Below are 15,369 nucleotides of genomic sequence, written 5' to 3'. Positions count from 1 at the left end.
ATTTTTTAAAAAACAAGGTGGTGAATGCAGAATGCCGGCACAGTTTTTACTAAATTTTTTTATTGCTGTATTATGGACGCTGATAAGTGATGAATCGGAACTTCGCTTTACAACATTTGTAGCAGGTTATATTGTTGGAATAGGTATCGTGTTTTTAATGCATCGATTTTTTGGAGAACGTTTTTATTTATCACGATTTTTTGCATTAATAAAGCTTATATTTATCTTTACTAGAGAGCTTATTTCTTCATCAAAGATGGTTCTTGGACAAATTTTAAAACCAAAGCTTTCCATTAAGCCGGGGCTGTTTAAATATGAAACAGTGCTGCAGGGAGATTGGGAAATTACAGCTTTGGCATTATTATTAACATTAACTCCAGGCTCTGTTGTCATTGAAGTGACAGAAGACGGAGATGCCTTTTATATACATGCAATGGATGTGGAAGAGTCGAAAGATATATTATTAAAGTCAATTGATAACTTTGAAAAAGCGATTATGGGGGTGACGCGCTGATGGTTCAGGGAATGTTGACGGTTGCCTTAACATTTTATGGAATATCGATTTGTATCAGTGTTTTTCGGATTATTATCGGTCCAAGCCTGCCTGACCGGATTGTGGCCTTAGATATGATTGGTGTAATGCTTGTGTCATCTATTGCCATCGTGTCTGTAATGCTGACAACAACAGCATTTTTAGAGGTTATATTAATCTTAGCTATCCTGGCATTTATCAGTACCATTGCCTTCTCGAAATATATTGAGAGGGGGGTCATTCTTGAATATAGACGGGACGATTGAGTTTATTGCTGCTTTATTTATGCTTGCCGGATCGATTATGGCGTTAATCAGTGCGATAGGAATCATTCGTCTGCCAGATGTCTTTACACGATCTCATGCAGGGACTAAAAGCTCTACTCTAGCGGTTCTGTTGACTTTGATTGGGGCATTTATTTACTTTGCTTCCAATCAAGGGTTTTACAGTGTTCGTCTGCTGCTGGGAATTGCCTTTGTATTTTTGACTGCACCAGTTGCCGGTCATGTTATTACCCGGGCTGCTTACCGGGCAAATGTGAAAATGGCAGATACGACTGTCGAGGATGAATTAAAAGATGTGATGGACCAGGTGAGAGAAGAGGCTGAAAAAGAGCGTAGTGAAACAGGTGAAGTAATTATAGAAGATGAGAAAGTATCAGACAAGGAGCATTCTAGATAGAGTGCTCTTTCATTATATATTTTTAAGGAAGTAGTGCATACTTAAAATGGCAGACAGGTTTTTGAGAGTGGTTTACAGGGAAGTAGGGTAAAGAAGTACATAGGGGGTTAGAAGATGGTAAAACCAATTGTACAAGATAAAGGAATGGACCATACAATAGATTTTTTAAGAGAGGGATATTTTTATTTCTCTAAGAGAATGAATGAATATCATGAAGATGCTGTCAAATCACGCATATTTGGCCGGAAATTGGTGATGTTACGAGGGGACGAAGCATCAAATTTAGTCATGGATCCGGTAAAGTTTAAAGCTGAAAAAAGTGTATCTGAATTGTCTCCCGGATTTTTGTCCAAAGAAAATGATGTGTTTTATCTGGCGGACATTGACTATTACCATAAGAAAGAGTGGTTTGAACAGGCCTTCATCGCTGAAAAAAGGAAAGAATTAGAGTCGATTATCCGGCAGCGCTGGCAAGAAAGGATAGAGGCATGGAAGACCAATCCGTCCATTAATTTTGCGACCGAAATGGAAGAAATGTGGGTTATTGCTGTTTGTAACTGGATGGGGATTCCAATCCGTGCGAATAACCTGAAGAAGCGTACAACGGATATTCAGGAATTTGTTCAACTGTTTTCAAAGTATGGATTAAATCGTTGGAAAAGGAATCAGGCGAAGAATCGAATTGAAAAGTGGCTAGTATTCTTAGTCCGTCAGCTAAGAGCAGGGGGAGTTCATGTCGATGAAGATAAACTTCTTTATAAATTATCCTGGTATGAGGATGAATCTGGTCGAATTTTACCGATTAAAACAGTGGTTGAGGAGCTATTATTACTTATCCGGATTTTTGTTACTTCCAGCCGGTGGGTTGTCTTCAGTCAATTAGCATTGATTGAGAATCCAGAGTTAAAAGAACGGCTGCAAATGGATCAAAAATACGTGAATTGCTTTATTCATGAGGTTCTTCGCTATTATTCCATTGTCCCTTTTTCAGCAGCAAAGACGCAGGAGCAATTTTTCTGGAAGGATATGTTCTTTGAAAAGAATCAGCTTGTCTTATTTGATATATATGGAACGAATCATCATCCCGGGAAGTGGAGTCAGCCTGAATTATTTCAGCCGGATCGGTTTTTAGAAAACAATATTGCACCTGATTCTGTGAAAGATAGCGTGACAGTGCAATTAATGAAAGTAAGCTTATCGTATCTGCTGCGGACAGATTGGATTGTACCGGGACAAGAGTTAACCTGCCGGGGGACGGAAATCCCTGCAAGACCTAAGAATGGCATTCATCTGGAGTTTTATCATGAAGGCTTTTTGGAGGACAATTAAAGAAACCGGCCTGAAGAAGGCTTTGAAAATAAAATGAGGCTTCCTTAGGAGATTGAATTTCTCTCAAGGAAGCCCATAATCTGTTTATTCATCCATTAACTCGCCCACAATAGAATAGGAGTCGAGTCTTGCTTGAATGTCGTAGATTTGTGATGTGATAATAATCTCATCAGCATCTGTTTCTTTTCGGAATGCTTCCAGCCCTTTACGGACATTTTCTTTGTTGCCGATAATCGTTGTTTTTGGACTTAAGGACTCTTGAACAGCAGCTTTTTCCGCAGGAGACCAGATTGTATCCATGTTTTCAACAGGCGGCTGCAGCTTGGATTCCTTTCCTTTTCGCAGATTTAAAAATTGCATCTGGTGGGAGGTAGCTAAGCGCGCTGCTTCTTCATCCGTATCAGCTGCAATGACATTTACTGCTACCATTGCATACGGCTTATCGAGTGATTCAGACGGCTGGAAACGGTCACGGTAGAGCTTCAGTGCCGGAACGGTATATGCAGGTGCAAAATGGCTGGCAAATGAAAATGGCAGTCCTTTTTCAGCAGCTAATCTCGCACTGAAATCACTGGAGCCGAGTAACCAGATTGGGATATCCAGGCCTTGTCCCGGGATTGCTTTCACACGGGATACCGGATTAGTTGAAAAATAGTCCTGTAATTCATTGACCTGCATTGGAAATTCCTCCGGACCGGCATGTAATGTACGACGTAAAGCAAAGGCAGTTGCCTGATCGCTTCCGGGTGCACGGCCTAATCCTAAGTCAATACGACCTGGATAAAGGGATTCAAGTGTGCCGAATTGTTCTGCAATGACCAGGCTTGCGTGATTTGGCAGCATGACACCGCCTGAACCTACACGCATGGAATTGGTATGGCCGGCAATATGACCTATTAATAAAGAGGTAGCCGAGCTTGAGATTCCTTTCATGTTATGGTGTTCCGCAAACCAATAGCGGTGAAATCCTAATCTTTCGACATGCTGCGCCAGACGCACGCTTTCCTGAAATGCCTGTGTGGCATCCCCGCCTTCAATAATTGGGGCAAGATCAAGAACAGATAAAGGTATATTTTGAAATGTTTTATATGATTGAGTATCCATTAAATCCCTCCTTACTTAATGAAAATAATAAAGGTTTCTTGTTACAGCGTCCAATGTTTAAGCTTATGGGGTAAAAAAGCAGGTGAAAACTATTTGCTAAGCTTGTCTTAATCAAGTAATATAGGGAAAGTAGAAAAAATGGAAATGAGGGTATATTGATGAGTAATTCATCTATCTACGGATTAACATATGAACAATTGAAGTCGTGGTTAATGGAACATGGTGAAAAACGGTTCCGCGCTGATCAAGTATGGAACTGGTTATATAAAAAGCGGATCAGCCGTTTTGAAGATATGAATAATGTCAATCAGTCGACAATTGATCTTTTGAAGGATAACTTTGTCCTGCATACAATGGGGGAAGAGATTCGTCAGGAATCAAAAGACGGCACAATAAAATTTTTATTTAAACTGGCGGACGGTAATGTGATTGAAACGGTTCTGATGCGTTTTAATTATGGGCTGTCTGTCTGTGTGACAACACAGGTGGGATGTAATATCGGCTGTTCTTTTTGTGCAAGTGGATTATTGCGTAAAAATCGTGATTTAACCAGTGGAGAAATTGTCGAGCAAATTATGAATGTACAAAAACATTTAGATGAGCGTGGAGAGGAAGATCGTGTCAGCCATATTGTTGTTATGGGAATTGGAGAGCCTTTAGATAACTATAAGAACTTAATGGATTTCTTATACATTGTGAATGATGATGGCGGATTAAATATTGGTGCACGTCATATTACTGTTTCAACTAGTGGATTGGCACATAAAATGTATGAATTTGCTGATGAACCGATCCAGGTGAATCTGGCTATTTCTTTACACGCACCGAATAATGAATTACGTACGAAAATCATGAAGATTAACCGTGCCTTCCCGATTGAAAAGCTGATGAAGGCTGTAGATTACTATTTAGAGAAGAAGAATCGCCGTATTACGTACGAGTACATCATGCTTCATGATGTCAATGATCATAAGAAGGAAGCACGTGAACTGGCTAAATTAATCAGCGGCCACCGTCACCTGGCTTATGTGAATCTGATTCCTTATAATACGGTGGATGAGCATATCGCATATCAACGCAGCAGCTCTGAGAATATTCAAGCCTTTTATGAAACCTTAAAAGCAGAGGGCATCCAATGTGGTGTCCGCTGGGAAAATGGTGCAGATATCGATGCAGCCTGCGGTCAATTACGCAGTAAGCAGATTAAAAAGGAAAAAGCAGTTTAATTTAAGAAATAAAAGGGGCTTGCTCAGGGATGAGTTAGCTTCTTTCTTTATATAAGCGGGGTGTATATTTTGAATAAATCTGTTGTAATCAGAGAAATCGAATCAAGGGATAATAAAGCCATAGAAGCTATTATTAAGCGTTCTTTAGAAAAGCATCATTTAGATCACGAGGGCACAGCTTACACTGATCCCCAGCTTGCACACCTCAGTACATACTATAATGAACGTTCGAAGGACAAATATTGGGTCATTGAGGTGGACGGAAAAGTAGCCGGAGGTATCGGGATAGGTGTTTATGATGAGAGACGCTCTATTTGTGAGCTGCAGAAGCTTTATTTAGCTCAGAATGCACAAGGCAGGGGTTTATCCAGGGAATTAATGAAAACAGCTCTGGACTATGCTTCTGTTCATTTTAAGCAATGTTATTTAGAAACAAGACATGAGCTGGAAACAGCTGGGCGCTTATATGAAAAATATGGCTTCCGTTTATTAGATAAACCGCTGGAAGGAAGCGGGCATACTGCAATGGACCGCTGGTATATCAAAGAACTGTAAAAAACAGAGTCAACTGATTGATGATATGGAAATAGTATGACCATGAAGGCTGATATAAAGGTGTTTGATAGCATTGGCTGAAAAACTTGTATGTAGCGCCTGCGGTACAGTGGATTCAGATGGAGAACGTTTTTCAAATGGAGATTGCCTTTGTCGTGAGTGTTATAATGCAGTCATTGACGTATTTTTCGAGCCAAAAGGCCGACTGGATACAACAAGGGCATATACATTTATGATTCCTAAAAGACCTATGAAAAAGGGAAAATAAGAAAAAATTTCATAAAGGAGCGATAAAATGAGCGACTTTGAAATGGTTAACGAGCTCCCGGAAAAGCCGATACAATACACGATTGACAGGGTATACATGGGCAGAATGGAAAGTGAAATAGATAAATTACTGAAAATCATGGCTGAACAGGATAAAGCCTTTAAAGAGCAAGGTAAAAAACCGATTCAAATAGAGTACGACGAAAATGGCTATATTGTCGTTGATATTAACGACAATCGCCAAATGAAATTGTGGTCAGAATAATATATCACAGCAACAAGCAACGATTGCTGTGGTGAGTGAAGCACTTGTTGTAACAAGTGTTTCCACGATAAAAGAGGACGGGATCAATTCCTGTCCTTTTTATTTTTTTTGCAAAAAGCTATCATGCTGCAGTAAGAAAAAAGGTGTTAGTCAACGGTAAATGTCTGACCGGAGCAATAGCGCAGGGAATTTAAGGAGTAATCTGTATTAAGAAAACTGTAAATTCGTTTGTAATTTATCGAATTCACAGTTTTTAATATTTATATGAATATCATTCTCCAAAAATCAGCTGTTATTTTAGCTTATTTAAGCTGTTGTTTTGTGAGATGATTTTATTTTTACCATTATGCTTGGCATCCAGTAGTAATTCATCAGCCTTCATATATGCTTTCTTAAGCTCCATATGATTATCATTGTATATATAACACATTCCGAATGAAGCAGTAAAGGGAATATTGACTTCCTTGGAGCGGAATTCAGTTTCTACAGGTGTATCCAAAATAGTGTTTCTTAATTGCTCCAGAAAGACAAAGCATTCTTCGTATGTTTTATTTCTTAAAATAATGGTGAATTCCTCTCCGCCTGTGCGGAATACATAATCACATGAGTCTATATTTTTTTGTAAAAGCTTGGCAAAGTGCTGAATTACGCCGTCGCCGATAATATGATTAAAAGTGTCATTGATAGATTTGAAAGAATCAATGTCAGCAATCACTACCGCTAGACGTTCTTCTTTACCATTTAATTCCTTCATTACCTTATTCATATATGCACGATTATGAATGTTGGTTAAAAAGTCTGTGTAAGCCATCTTTTTAAAACGCTCATTTTCCTGTTTTTGAAGTAATAGCTTTATGTGAAATATTCCTGCTCGGCCTACAATATAGCTTAATAAGAAAATCGCAATAACTGCCTCCCATTGCTCCATAGTAATGAAGGTGTAAAGCAGGGCATTTGTTAAGGCGTTTTTAAGCAAGTCAAGCATGCTGCGCCCCGTAATAAATTCGAACGCTTCCTGTTTGGATTGAACATTTTTAGTAATAAACATGATTACTAATATGAAACAGGAAGAAATAATGTCCATTAGAATTGTAAGAAAGAAAACGAATAACCAGAATGCAAAAGGAAGTGATGAAATCATTGGATATATAAGCTGAAAACAGTAAAATCCAAAAGAATGGAATAGGACCGGACCACCGATGTTATAAAAGGTATGTAATAGCTCATCCTCATCGGCAGTTCCTGTGATTTTCCTGTGGAAATACACATAAAAACGATTAACTAATTCAAATAAGAATAAACCTAAAGGTCCTGTCAGCAGTACAAAGGAGAAGCTGTAGGAAATACTGTAATCAACGTTCATTGATCCTGTTTTAACGAGGGTCCTTAAATGTACAAACAAAATAGAAAAGACTAGATACAATGCAAGTAATTTGAAATAGGTATTTACATCGACAAGTAATGTCCCATATTTAACGGCTAAGACAGCAGCTATAATAAAGATCGATATAATAACAAAGCGAAGATATAACCGTATCATAATAAGAACCTCTCCATTTCAAGAATAATAGTCAAGATATTATAAGAATCAAGTGAAAAAGGCTCGGGTTTATAGACCTAATTATATGATATGCAAACATAGTTGACCGCCTTTTGGTTGGGACAAGGGAATATATTTACAAAGTGAATTTTATTTAAGAATAGGAAATACAGAAATAAACATTTTATAAGTTATTAATGTTTATTTATCAAATCATATTTTATAGAAAATTGGGATATTTAACAAGTCTTTCTTATTATTTTTCAACGGAAGCAGCTGATTATAATTTATCGAAAATAGTATTTTTATAATTGTACACAAGTAAACGAATTTTGTGTACAATTATAAACAAAAATGTTTACTTGTATACAAAACTGTGTATAAATTGATTTAATAAGGTTTATTAATGTACACAAAAAAACAAACATGTAAACATTATGCTGAAATACTTGAGAAAATAGGTGAATACGTTTATCCTGGAAACATAGATTTTAAATTATATTATGTGCATTCGATTAGAAATAGTTTGATAGAATGTTCATATGTTTGTGTCTTACTCTTTTAAAAGACACATTATAAAATCTTAACTTTGAAGGGAGAATGAAAATGACAAAATCTAGAATTGCAGCAATTGATGTTGGGAATGATGCCTTAAAAGGTAATTTTGGTAAATTAGAAAATGAATATTACATACCTAATGTGGTAGCCCCGGATTTAGAGGATAGACCTGTAATTGGAATTGAAGAGCTGGATACTAAGGAAGTATTGGATAATATTCATATTCGTATCCACTCCCCTGCCCTGTCTGAAAATAACATTATATATAGAGTTGGAAATCTGGCTACAAAAACAACAAACTCTCAGGAGCTGGATCCAGGAAGCAGTAAATCAGAAGAAGATCAGACATTAGTTATGTTATTCGCTGCTTTAGCATTAGACGCGGTATCAAGCGACGCGTTCAAAGAGAAGAATGATGTTTATGACGCTCTTTATACATTAGGAACAGGATTGCCACTCAGGGAAGTAAAAGAAGGAAAAGATGTGGGTTACCGTTCACGTCTATTAGGGTCAGTGCATCAAATAGAATTTTTAGTTACACCTAAACATCAGGGCAAGAAAGTAAATATTAAATTTGATGAAGTAAAAGTATACCCGGAAGGATTTGCCGCTTACGTCAATTTAATTATGGATAACGAATTAAAAGTTATCAACAAGGAATTAATTGACAAACAAATTTTAATTCAGGATATCGGCGGTTTATCCACAGATATTGCAGTTATTCGCAATAGAAATGTGGATGACGACAAAGCACAGGGTTTTAATATCGGTGTTTCTGAGTCTCTGGAACAAATTCGTGAAGAAATAAGATCAAAACACGGCGTAGAGCTGGATAGCAGAAGAGATGTTGTAGATATAATTACAAGAAAAAATGATCGTAATCATATTATGGTAAAAGGAAGCCGTACGAATGTTCATGATATAACCGATCATATTTTACTGGAGCTTGCCAAGAAGGAATATCGCTATCTGCGCAATGTGTGGAGCAGAAATTCACAGACAGAGATTTGCTATTTTGTCGGCGGGGGCTCTGCAGTTCTTAAGGATTATATTAAAGCTCTAAACAATAAATTAGATGGCTACAACATCGAATTCTTTGAAGATGAGAGTGAAAGTATCTGGATGATGGCCAATGCGTATTATAAATTGATTACTGATTTTGTACAGAAGCATGAAAAGGCTGAGAAGAAGGAAGAGAAGACTACGAAAGCAAAGTAAGGTGATCCTATGGGAAAGAATATCGAAAGAGGTCAAACAATCACATTTCGAATTCCTTCAGATACTCCTGAATACTTACTGAGACAGCTGCAGCAATTGAAGGAAACCGAACGGAGAAACTTTTCAAGTAAAATTGCGAGTTTTGTCCTAAAAGGTGTAAATGATATGAGCGTGAAAGAACGAGAAACTGTTACAATCCCTTTACCCAGATCATTGACAAAAGAACAGAAGAGCTGGTTGAAGCATGAGCACTCTGAAGCTTTGATTGGAACAATTTTATATCAGTTATTAACCGATCCAATGCGTGCAACTGCCCTTTTAACTTCCATGAACAACAGCACAGATAATATATTTAGTGGCATAGAAGAACCGAAAAGCTATGTCTCAAACCAAGAGCAGGAAGTCACTCAAGATAATTGGAATATGGATGATTTAAATGCAGATGAATTAAACATTCATGATTCTGCAGAAGATGATGAAGACGAGGAAGAGCTTGATCCATTAAGTGATTTCTTTTCAAGTATGAATAAATAACAAATAAGAGCAGTTCCTGACATGTGAGCAGGAGCTGCTCTTATTTGTTATTTAACTCAACTTTCGTTCCTAAAAAAATAACTTGCTTATCCTGGAGACAGGTGTTGACCGCACCTTCAATTGATCTCTTGACAAAGGATAAACGCTATTTAGAAGGAAGATAACGTGTAAGGCTACCGCTACGTCGGACCGTTTTGCTTTCCTAGCTGAAGCCGTCCCCATGGCAGACTAAGAGTTCAGGCGTTCTGGGGCCTAAGATTACTCATCCCATTGAAAACATTTGTGCGTCGGAAAGCGTAGTGGTTGGTCGGAGCGGCGCTATACACAATTTTCATTACATATAGAAGGATGATTTAATAAAATGCAAGCAGGATATTAAAGAACATGTTTATCCTGGAATGGCAAGGTGTAGATACTTATTCTCAGGTGTGAAAGTTGAGTTATTTAATAAGTATTCACACTTTAAATTTATTTGGGGATAATACTGTGGAAAAGTATTGAATAACTTTTTAATATCCACATCTTATCCACAGGAGAAAATGTGGATAAAAAAATACCATTAAAAATCGTTTCTAAATACTTTTCTTTCTATTAATTTAAGCTATAATGAGAACTTGAGTTTAATAAAAATGAAATAGTAAGTAGTATCTTTGATAGAGATTTTATTGGAAGATAAAAACAATATAAATTTTATTTGTTTTTAAGTTTTTAATGAAAGCAGAAATTACCTGCCTTTGTGTGGGGAAAAAGATAAAAATAGAATCTAGTTAAAACAGACTATCTTGAATTAAAATCTTGCGTAGTTGAATAATCTATGATAGTGTTTAATACAAGATGTGGGTGAGAATAAAACTGATTAATACTATATATAGTGTCCGGCGGAAGTAAAAGGATAATTACTGAAATGTCGAAACTAGTATAAATCAAGGGTATCCCACCAACTTATGGTGTTCGAGAATGAGGCAATCTACTACATCTAGTATGGGTGGCAGATTGCTTTTAATAATAAAAAATATAAAACAGCAGATTTACCGGCAAGACGTTTATTATTTGTACGGAAGAAGCAACAGAATCGTTAGAAGAATACATAAGTAATTTTTTTGTATTTACAAATAATCGCTTCATAGAAATATATATGATTACAGGAGGCTTAAACATGACCATTATTATTAATCCGTCATCTATCCAAGAAAAAATTAATAAAGCATCGGAAGGCTTGAAAGTAGATGCTGCTTCTTGGTTTCAAAAAGCAGAAAAACAAACACAAGGTGTTACCTCAAATAAAAAAGTGAATGATACGCTGATTCAGACAGCTCTTGAAAATATAGATGAAGCAAATCCGGATTGGACATATGCAGCTGCACGTATTTATGTAGGGAATTTATATAAAGAAGCTGCTGCCAATCGCGGTTATGATGAAAATGAAAAATATGGGTCCTTTTATCATTTAATTAAAATGCTGACAGATGAAGGTATCTATACAACCTCGTTCCTGGAAAAGTACTCAAAAGAAGAAATAGATCAAATCGGCAGTCTGATTGTTCCCGATAGAGATATGTTATTTAACTATTTAGGTATTTATACAGTTGCAACACGTTATTTAGCAACAGATCATCAGAAGCGTGTATTTGAGCTTCCTCAGGAACGCTGGTTAGTTATTGCTATGCATTTAATGCAGGATGAGCCGAAAAATAAACGGGTTGAATATATTCAAGAAGCATATTGGGCTTTGAGTAATTTATATATGACCGTAGCAACACCAACATTAACAAATGCTGGTAAAACACATGGCCAGCTCTCCAGCTGCTTTATCGACACAGTCGATGACAGTCTGCAGGCAATCTATGATAGTAATACAGATATCGCCAAGCTTTCCAAAAACGGCGGAGGAATCGGCGTTTATATGGGTAAAATCCGTGCAAGAGGCAGTTCTATTAAAGGATTTAAAGGCATGTCGAGCGGTGTCGTTCCATGGATTAAACAACTGAATAATACAGCGGTTAGCGTTGATCAGCTCGGCACGCGTAAAGGTGCAATAGCGATCTATTTAGATGTATGGCATCGTGATATAGAATCATTCCTGGATTTAAAGCTGAATAATGGCGATGACCGTATGCGTGCTCATGATATCTTTACCGGAGTATGCTTACCGGATTACTTTATGGAGAAGGTTGACCAGCGTGGGGACTGGTATTTATTTGATCCACATGAAGTGCGTCAGGTAATGGGCTTTTCTTTAGAGGACTTTTATGATGAAGAAAAAGGTGACGGTACATGGCGTAAGAAATATGAAGAATGTGTTGCCAATGAAGATTTATCAAAAGAAAAGGTGCCGGCTATTGAAATCATGAAGCGTCTGATGCGTTCTCAATTAGAATCTGGAACGCCATTCATGTTCTACCGTGACGAAGTAAACCGTCAAAATGCCAACTCACATGAAGGTCTTATTTATTGTTCCAATTTATGTACAGAAATTACACAAAATCAGTCACCGACATCTTTTGTAGAAGAATTTTTAGAAAATGAAAATACAATTGTAAGAAAATATCAATCCGGGGACTATGTGGTTTGTAACCTGAGCTCTATTAACCTGGGAAGAGCTGTTTCTGACGATGTATTGGAACGTCTTATTTCTATTCAGGTGAGAATGCTGGATAATGTTATTGACATTAATACATTGCCAATTTTGCAAGCGACGATTACCAACCAAAAATACCGGGCAATTGGTCTGGGAACATTTGGATGGCATCATCTTTTGGCATTAAAAGGAATCAGCTGGGAAACAGAAGAAGCAGTTCAATATGCTGACGAGCTTTATGAAAATATTGCTTATTTAACGATTAAAAGCAGTATGGAGTTAAGTAAGGAAAAAGGATCTTATTCTGTTTATGAAGGCAGTAAATGGAGCACAGGAGCTTATTTTGACCAAAAAGGCTACACGGACTCTAAATGGACTGCATTAAAAGAAGAAGTCAAGGAGAATGGTATCCGTAACGGTTATCTGATGGCCGTTGCACCAAACTCTACAACAGCAATGATTGCCGGTTCTACAGCAAGTATTGATCCGATCTTCCAAGTATTTTATCATGAAGAGAAGAAAGACTTTAAAATACCTGTAACAGCTCCGGCTTTGGACCATAACACGTATAATATTTACCGCCGTTCTGCATATATTGTAGACCAGCGTTATTCAGTCAGCCAGAACGCAAAACGCCAGCGTCATATTGACCAGAGCTTATCATTTAACTTTTATGTTCCAAATACGATTCGTGCATCCGTATTACTGGATTTACACTTACAGGCATGGAAGGAAGGACTTAAAACAACTTATTATGTTCGTTCAACATCCAATGATGTCGAAGAGTGTGAGTGGTGTCAAAGTTGAGGATACTCATCGCGTATTTAAGCTACAGTGGTAATACAGAAGAGGTCGCTTCGTATATTGGGGAATTTTTAAATAAAGAAGGGTTAACCGTTGAGTGGCATCGTATCGGTATCGATGTCCTCAAGGATCCCGCTTATTATGATCTTGTATTTTTAGGGACATTCACTTGGGACAGAGGATCTACACCAGATGAGGTAAAGGATTTTGTCTTGGAAGTAGGATATAAACCTGGAAATATGGTTATTTTCGGAACTGGAGATACGCAATTTGGCGGAGATGATTTATTTTGCAGAGCTGCAGATAAATTAGCCCGTTTTTACGAAAGCAGTTTTCCGGTTCTTAAAGTTGAACAGTCACCGCGCGGTTCGCAGGAGAATAAGATCGAACAGTGGCTGGAAGGAGTGCTAGATAATGCAAAAAGTTATGCTTGAACGGGCCAAAACGCTTGAACCGCGTTTTCCAAATAAATCAACAGGCCTATTCGGAGGCAAATCAAGTGGAATTTTAAATTGGAATGATATTGCTTATCCACATTGGCATAAAATGTATAAGAGACTTGTCGGAAACTATTGGCAAGCGGATGAAATAAACATGTCCAGTGATGTAAAGCAGTTCTCTTCGCTCAGTGAAGAGGAACAGGATGCTTATTTGAAGATAATTGGACTGTTATCTACATTAGATGCGCCGCAAACAAGAACAGCATTGTTAATCTCACTATATGCAACAGATCCGTCTGTTCAATCTATTATGGCTGTTATTGCCCAGCAGGAGGCAGTGCATAATGAAAGTTACTCTTATGTGCTATCTTCTGTTGTTTCCTTGAATGAGCAGAATAAATCGTTTCAATTAGGCAGAACTGATGAATTACTGATGAAGCGGAATGAGCTGTTGACAGAGCAGTATAATGCATTTGTCGAAAATCCGACTTTGGAAAATATCCTTAAGACTTTAGTATATACTTCTTTATTAGAAGGAATGTTTTTCTATTCAGGCTTTGCTTTCTTTTATCACTTGGCCAGACAGAATAAAATGGTAGGGACATCAACGATGATTAGCTACATCAATCGTGATGAGCTGGAGCATGGCCGTTTTATTACAGAGCTGTTCCGTGCTACACTGGCTGAAAATCCGGAATACAATAATAAAGAATTCATCCAATGGATTTATGATCATTTCCAAAAATCCGTTGAACTGGAATTAGAATGGTCTCATTATGTACTTGCAGGTATTGAAGGAATTGACATGGATGAGCTTGATGGCTATATCAAATATCGGGCAAATAAAATGCTGCGTATGATGGGATTGGAAGAACTTTATCCAGAACATGTGGAGAATCCAATGAAATGGATTCGCGCCTATGTGGATAACGTTGATGGAACAAAGACAGATTTCTTTGAACAAAAATCACGTCAATATACAAAAACAAGTGATTTAAATGGTTTTGATGACCTGTAAAAAAAGCGCAAACTGCGCTTTTTTTTATGCACAAATTAAATTTGATAATTCCAGATGCAGCCTTTACCAAGCATATTGTCTAAGGCTCAATTCCCTATGCGTTAATTTAAATAACTCAACTTTCACACCTTAAAAAGAAACTTCCTATCCATAGGAGCAGGGGAGGATCATTTCTTCTATATATCTGTTGACAAATATAGAAAGTAAAGTGTAAATCGACCGCTACGGCGGACCGTTTTGCTTTCCTAGGGGCACGCTCTTCAGCTAACTTTTGCCAAGAAGATCACTTGGCAAAAGTGGATCTTCAGATGGTGCTAATCCCTCAGGAGTCAAAACGGTCCGCCTCCGCTAGAAGGGGATTCTATATTGAAATAAATAAATAAATAAAAGGCAGATCTGACAGAACGAATTTTCGTGTTGCATGGTAAAGGTAAACATGCTCGGCAATCCTTATTTTTGGTGCATGAAAGCTATTCTCGATATGGTTTATTCATGTTGTCGTGATTTGAACTGCTAAAAACCGTTTGAAACACCAGCATGATTGTTTATTTAGGCTAAAAAACGATGATTTCATCTAACTTCATCAGTCTATTATTTCTTCCATGTGCTGTAGAATCCTATTAGAGCGCAGGCCAACCACGTAGACTCCTATGGGAACAGGGCGCGCTGAAGATCCACTTGAAAAGCGGGTTTCTTTTCAAGTTAGCTGAAGCCGTCCCC

General features: G+C 37.5%; 15 protein-coding genes. 13 read left to right on the top strand and 2 right to left on the bottom strand.

Annotated elements, in window-relative coordinates; translation table 11 throughout:
* Positions 1-31 precede the first annotated feature (31 nt).
* The 4 genes from IEX29_RS07710 (at position 32) to IEX29_RS07695 (ending at position 2,542) form a co-directional block, all read left to right on the top strand.
* Positions 32-514: a Na+/H+ antiporter subunit E gene (locus IEX29_RS07710; RefSeq protein WP_077602392.1), complete on the top strand. Its 483-nt coding sequence runs from the start codon at positions 32-34 to the stop codon at positions 512-514.
* Positions 514-798 carry a Na(+)/H(+) antiporter subunit F1 gene (locus IEX29_RS07705; protein WP_147211798.1) on the top strand — a complete coding sequence of 95 codons (285 nt, stop codon included), beginning with the start codon at positions 514-516 and terminating at the stop codon, positions 796-798. The genes IEX29_RS07710 and IEX29_RS07705 overlap by 1 nt, the downstream gene beginning before the upstream one ends.
* On the top strand, positions 776-1,213 hold the full coding sequence (locus IEX29_RS07700; RefSeq protein WP_188733891.1) for a Na+/H+ antiporter subunit G: 438 nt from the start codon (positions 776-778) through the stop codon (positions 1,211-1,213). Before IEX29_RS07705 ends, IEX29_RS07700 begins: the two co-directional genes overlap by 23 nt.
* A gap of 114 nt (positions 1,214-1,327) precedes the next feature.
* Positions 1,328-2,542: a cytochrome P450 gene (locus IEX29_RS07695; protein WP_188733890.1), complete on the top strand. Its 1,215-nt coding sequence runs from the start codon at positions 1,328-1,330 to the stop codon at positions 2,540-2,542.
* Between the two features lie 84 nt (positions 2,543-2,626).
* On the opposite strand, the gene IEX29_RS07690 is transcribed toward IEX29_RS07695, so the two are convergent.
* The gene (locus tag IEX29_RS07690) at positions 2,627-3,646 is read right to left on the bottom strand and encodes an LLM class flavin-dependent oxidoreductase (RefSeq protein WP_188733889.1); all 1,020 of its coding nucleotides are present in this window, start codon (positions 3,644-3,646) and stop codon (positions 2,627-2,629) included.
* A 158-nt stretch (positions 3,647-3,804) separates the two neighbouring features.
* Here IEX29_RS07690 and rlmN point away from each other — a divergent pair, with 158 nt between their 5' ends.
* From rlmN to IEX29_RS07670, 4 genes are all read left to right on the top strand, one after another.
* The gene (gene rlmN / locus IEX29_RS07685; protein ID WP_188733888.1) at positions 3,805-4,872 is read left to right on the top strand and encodes a dual-specificity RNA methyltransferase RlmN; all 1,068 of its coding nucleotides are present in this window, start codon (positions 3,805-3,807) and stop codon (positions 4,870-4,872) included.
* A 69-nt stretch (positions 4,873-4,941) separates the two neighbouring features.
* On the top strand, positions 4,942-5,427 hold the full coding sequence (locus tag IEX29_RS07680; protein WP_188733887.1) for a GNAT family N-acetyltransferase: 486 nt from the start codon (positions 4,942-4,944) through the stop codon (positions 5,425-5,427).
* Between the two features lie 73 nt (positions 5,428-5,500).
* Positions 5,501-5,695, top strand: a complete 195-nt coding sequence (locus IEX29_RS07675; RefSeq protein WP_188733886.1) for a hypothetical protein — start codon at positions 5,501-5,503, stop codon at positions 5,693-5,695.
* A gap of 27 nt (positions 5,696-5,722) precedes the next feature.
* Positions 5,723-5,959, top strand: a complete 237-nt coding sequence (locus IEX29_RS07670) for a hypothetical protein (RefSeq protein WP_188733885.1) — start codon at positions 5,723-5,725, stop codon at positions 5,957-5,959.
* 292 nt (positions 5,960-6,251) lie between these two features.
* On the opposite strand, the gene IEX29_RS07665 is transcribed toward IEX29_RS07670, so the two are convergent.
* Entirely contained in the window at positions 6,252-7,499 is a 1,248-nt protein-coding gene (locus IEX29_RS07665) for a GGDEF domain-containing protein (RefSeq protein WP_188733884.1), read from the bottom strand.
* Between the two features lie 606 nt (positions 7,500-8,105).
* Between IEX29_RS07665 and IEX29_RS07660 the strand changes: the two genes are divergently transcribed.
* From IEX29_RS07660 to IEX29_RS07640, 5 genes are all read left to right on the top strand, one after another.
* Positions 8,106-9,275 carry a ParM/StbA family protein gene (locus IEX29_RS07660; protein WP_188733883.1) on the top strand — a complete coding sequence of 390 codons (1,170 nt, stop codon included), beginning with the start codon at positions 8,106-8,108 and terminating at the stop codon, positions 9,273-9,275.
* Between the two features lie 9 nt (positions 9,276-9,284).
* Positions 9,285-9,809: a hypothetical protein gene (locus IEX29_RS07655; RefSeq protein ID WP_188733882.1), complete on the top strand. Its 525-nt coding sequence runs from the start codon at positions 9,285-9,287 to the stop codon at positions 9,807-9,809.
* 1,156 nt (positions 9,810-10,965) lie between these two features.
* Entirely contained in the window at positions 10,966-13,194 is a 2,229-nt protein-coding gene (locus IEX29_RS07650; protein ID WP_188733881.1) for a ribonucleoside-diphosphate reductase subunit alpha, read from the top strand.
* Positions 13,179-13,625, top strand: a complete 447-nt coding sequence (locus tag IEX29_RS07645) for a flavodoxin (RefSeq protein WP_188733880.1) — start codon at positions 13,179-13,181, stop codon at positions 13,623-13,625. Before IEX29_RS07650 ends, IEX29_RS07645 begins: the two co-directional genes overlap by 16 nt.
* Complete coding sequence (locus IEX29_RS07640) at positions 13,606-14,649, top strand: ribonucleotide-diphosphate reductase subunit beta (RefSeq protein WP_188733879.1); 1,044 nt, start codon at positions 13,606-13,608, stop codon at positions 14,647-14,649. Before IEX29_RS07645 ends, IEX29_RS07640 begins: the two co-directional genes overlap by 20 nt.
* The last annotated feature ends 720 nt before the right edge of the window (positions 14,650-15,369 follow it).

The organism is Oceanobacillus neutriphilus (assembly GCF_014645515.1).
GTDB classification, from domain to species: domain Bacteria; phylum Bacillota; class Bacilli; order Bacillales; family Amphibacillaceae; genus Oceanobacillus; species Oceanobacillus neutriphilus.
The sequence above is the reverse complement of the archived record's forward strand: the minus strand, read 5'-3'. Positions and strand labels throughout refer to the sequence as shown.